The sequence below is a fragment of the Salinisphaera orenii subsp. halophila YIM 95161 genome (assembly GCF_003732545.1).
Lineage (GTDB): Bacteria > Pseudomonadota > Gammaproteobacteria > Nevskiales > Salinisphaeraceae > Salinisphaera > Salinisphaera orenii_A.
This window is the reverse complement of the sequence record NZ_AYKF01000152.1, coordinates 1-3979: the sequence shown is the minus strand read 5'-3', so window position 1 is coordinate 3979 and position 3979 is coordinate 1. Positions and strand designations below refer to the sequence as shown.

Below are 3979 nucleotides of genomic sequence, written 5' to 3'. Positions count from 1 at the left end.
ATAGACGAGCGACAACTCAGCAGGAAAGCCGCCTAGCTTCTTTCCTCATACACCAGATTTGACAGTAACTCAATTGAGCGGCAGAACGTGACCTAATGCCATCTAAGCCGAAGCGCCCAAAACCTTCGTGTAAAAACCACTACGTGCCGGTTTGGTATCAGAACGGGTTTCAGTTAGGTCAGAACCAGAACTGGCTGCTCGACATCTCTGAGCCTCAGCTGCGCCCGGACGGTACGCCGATTGTCTTCGCTCCTCGGATGCGCCCCGCCAAGGCCTGTTTTTGGGAAAGCGAACTGTACGTCACTCGCTTTGGCGAGATGATCAACGACGAAGTCGAAACCGTCTTATTTCAAGAGATCGATAATCACGGGTCTGACGCGGTTCGTGCGTTCGTCGATGGGGACGAGCGCGCTATGCACTACCAGTTGGAGTCGCTGTTGTCCTACTTAGGTGCGCAGAAGCTACGCACCCCTGGACTTGTCCGGGTCCATTAGACACTTCTGGCCTATGATTTGGACTTGTCCGGGTCCACGCACGATGTAATTGCTTAGCCCGATCGGATGTCCCAACCGCGCTTCCAGCAAGCTGGAGGGCACAATGATGGATACGGCGAGAATGAACAAACCCAAAAGGCACACGTAATAAACCACGACGGCGCCGCTCAGGGTCAGCACGGTGACCGTGTTGTAGAGCCTGGCCGTATCGACGATTCGCATCGAGAAAACCGACGCTATCGATTGAAAAAGATGCTGTTGATCTGCGTGTGTGCGGTTATCAGTGGCACCGAAGGCTAGAGCGCGACGGCGCCGTCGGCCGAACGAAGCTCAACCGGTTGCGGCGCTTTTAACCTTACGAAAACGGCGTTCCGGATAAGGACACGATTGCTTGATGATCAGACACATGACATCAGGGCGCGTGATTATTATGCGAAAGCCGTGGTCTGTCGGTGGCTTTTGTGTGCGTCTTTGGCTGGGGTCCGGTACGCTTCGTTATATGCCCGAACAGCCGACCCAGCTAAGCCCGCCGGTGGATCCCGCACGCGACCATCTGGACGGGCCGGATGACCCCGGCGTAACCCTGCTGGAGTACGGCGATTACCAGTGCGGCTATTGCCAGCGGGCGCACGCAGGCATCCGGCGGATACGCGAGCAACATCTGCCTGGCCAGGTCCGCTATGTTTTTCGGCACCTGCCCAATACCCGGCTGCACCCCGACGCCCAGCGCGCCGCCGAAGCCGCCGAAGCGGCCGCCGCCCAAGGCCGGTTCTGGGATATGCACGACTACTTGTTCGCGCATCAGGACGCGCTCGACCGCGACAGCCTTGTCGACGCCGCCGCCACGCTGGGACTGGATCAGCAACGCTTCGCGCGCGAGCTCGACGACCAGATCCACGCACCGCGGGTGCGCGCCGATCTGGATCACGCGCAGGCCAGCGGCGTCCACGTCACGCCGACGTTTTTCATCGACGGGCGCCGTTATGACGGCCCCTGGGACGACGAGTCGGTGCTGGATACGATGCGCCGGCCGCTGGGCGGACGGGTCCGGCAGTTTGCCGAGGATTTCGCTGGTCTATCAGCCTCAGCAGGCTTTTTGATGCTGCTGGGCGCCGTGGTGGCGCTGGTGTGGGCCAACTCGCCGTGGGCGGCCAGCTACACCGCGCTCTGGAATACCGAGCTGGCCGTGCGTCTGGGACGGTTCGCGCTGCCGCTGTCGTTGCATCAATGGATCAACGACGGCCTGATCGTGTTTTTCTTCTTCGTCGTTACGCTGGAGATCAAGCGCGAGATCACCGCCGGCGAGATGAGCGATCCACGCCGCGCCGCGCTGCCGCTGGCGGCCGCGACGGGCGGCATGGTCGCGCCTGCCGTGCTGTATCTGTTGTTCAACTGGGGTGGGCCGGCCGCCATGGGCTGGGGCGTGCCGATGGCCACCGATACCGCCTTTGCGCTGGGCATCATGGCGATGCTGGGGCCCAGGGTGCCGCTGGCGCTCAAGGTGTTCGTGGCCACGCTGGCGATCGCCGATGATGTGGGTGCCATTCTGGTGCTGGCGTTGTTTTATACCACCGACATCGCGGTGGCGGGGCTGGTGTTAGCGGCGCTATGTTTTGCCGCGGCGCTGGCGCTCAACCGCGCGCGGGTCTACCGGCCGCTGCCCTATTCGCTGGTGGGCATCGGCCTGTGGTTGGCGGTGCTGTATTCGGGGGTGCATACCACCCTGGCGGGCGTGTTGCTGGCTTTCGCCATTCCCACCCACAGCCCGCCGAATACGCCGGGCCTGCACAGCCAGAGCACGGCGTTGTTTGATAGTCTGCAAGCGCCGCCGGTGGCGAGCAACGATCAAAGCCGCTACCAAGCCACGGTGCGCGCGCTGGAAAGCCTGGTCGGGCGGCTGCTTTCACCAGCCCAGCGGCTCGAACGCGATCTGCGGCCCTGGTCTTCCTATCTGATACTACCGCTGTTCGCGCTCGCCAACGCCGGTATCGCGGTGGCGCCGAGCACCCTCGATTTTTTACGGCCGGTCAGCCTGGGTGTGATCGTGGGCCTGGTGATCGGCAAGCCGTTGGGCATTACGCTGGCGACCTGGCTGGCGGTGCGCGCGGGGCTGGCGGATCAACCCACTGAATTCAGCTGGCGCCAGGTCGCGGGTGCGGGCGCCCTGTGCGGCATTGGCTTTACGATGTCGATTTTTATCGCCGACGCGGCGTTCGCCGATTCCGGCCCGCTGGCGCTGGCCAAGGTCAGCGTCATGGTCGCCTGCGTGCTCGCAGCCGGTCTAGGCTGGTGGCTGTTGCGCGGCGGGCCCTCGCCGTCGGCTTGAACCCGCCCGACAAGACGATCCGCCACGTAACCGGCCCAGACTCGGCGCAAAACCGGGTGGCGCTTGTTCTCGAAGGTATCGATTGGCACGCCGATTCGTACCCCGGTTGACGGCCGGTCTCGCTTCGATCCGCGCTAAGAAAGACGCTCGCAGTATGCTGTAACGCGCTATTCATCCGTTCCGAAGCGGAATCGGACGCGGGCCATTACATTGGGTGAAACCGATTATCTCCGAGAAAAAACGGCTAGACAGCCGCTGATCATTCGCGTTTACTCGATTTTCATAGAAATCCTTTAGCCTTTGCATGACCTTCCAGACCCCATCCAGCAATCCGATCACGCTCGCGGGCGCGCCGATGGGCGACGTGTTGCACGCGTGCGCGTTTTTTAACAGCGATGTCGAAGGTTACCGTGTGTTGACGCCGTTCATCCGCGAGGGTATCGAGGCCGGCGAGAAAGCGTTTCATATCGTAAGTGCGGCGGGCTGCGATCATCATCTGGGCCATCTGCGCGACGCGGATATCGCGGTCGATGCGGCGCGCGAGCGCGGCCAGTCGGGCCAGGAAATCCAGTGGCTCGAAAAAGACGTGCGTTGTTCCATCGCGGTACGGCGTCTTGAGTTGGTAGCGCACCAGGCCGTTGTTTGTCAGTGACAGACGTTTCTCCGATACGGCAGGCCGGCTGATGTAACGGCACAGCCGCTCCAGTTTGTCGCGCTGGTCGGCGCGGGCCGCTACACCGGCGTGCAGGGAGAAGCCGCTAACCTTCCCAGCCTCTTCACCAAACGGTGGCTCATCCGCCGGTAGGGTCTGCAGCGTCATCACCTTGCGTCCCCTATTCGGCCCGACGGCGATCCGGTAGGTGATCGAATGCCCCAACACATTGCTCATGGGATCGTCATCAAGGTCTTCGCCCGCCAGGTAGCTATGCTCGGCGTCACGCTCCAACAGTCCCTGGCGCTCCAGGTAGCGCCCGACGCGGTGCGCGATGGTGTCGGCCAACTGGGTAAGCTCCGCACTCAGCGGCGCCTTGACCCAGCGAAACCGGACCCGGCCGTCAGGGCGCTCAACATACACGCCATCCAGAAACAACATGTGAAAGTGCAAATTTAAGTTCAGCGCACTGCCGAAACGCTGGATCAGCGTCACAGCGCCGGTCTT

General features: G+C 62.1%; 2 protein-coding genes and 1 pseudogene. 2 read left to right on the top strand and 1 reads right to left on the bottom strand.

The window, feature by feature from the left end; translation table 11 throughout:
• Positions 1–95: 95 nt before the first annotated feature.
• Together SAHL_RS17380 and nhaA are read left to right on the top strand one after the other, a co-directional pair.
• Positions 96–494, top strand: coding sequence for a hypothetical protein (locus SAHL_RS17380; protein WP_148045612.1), 399 nt, complete (start codon positions 96–98; stop codon positions 492–494).
• A 499-nt stretch (positions 495–993) separates the two neighbouring features.
• Positions 994–2820, top strand: coding sequence for a Na+/H+ antiporter NhaA (gene nhaA / locus SAHL_RS17370; RefSeq protein ID WP_184947820.1), 1827 nt, complete (start codon positions 994–996; stop codon positions 2818–2820).
• Between the two features lie 541 nt (positions 2821–3361).
• On the opposite strand, the pseudogene SAHL_RS17360 reads toward nhaA, so the two are convergent.
• Positions 3362–3979: pseudogene (locus SAHL_RS17360) on the bottom strand (transposase); the annotation flags it as partial.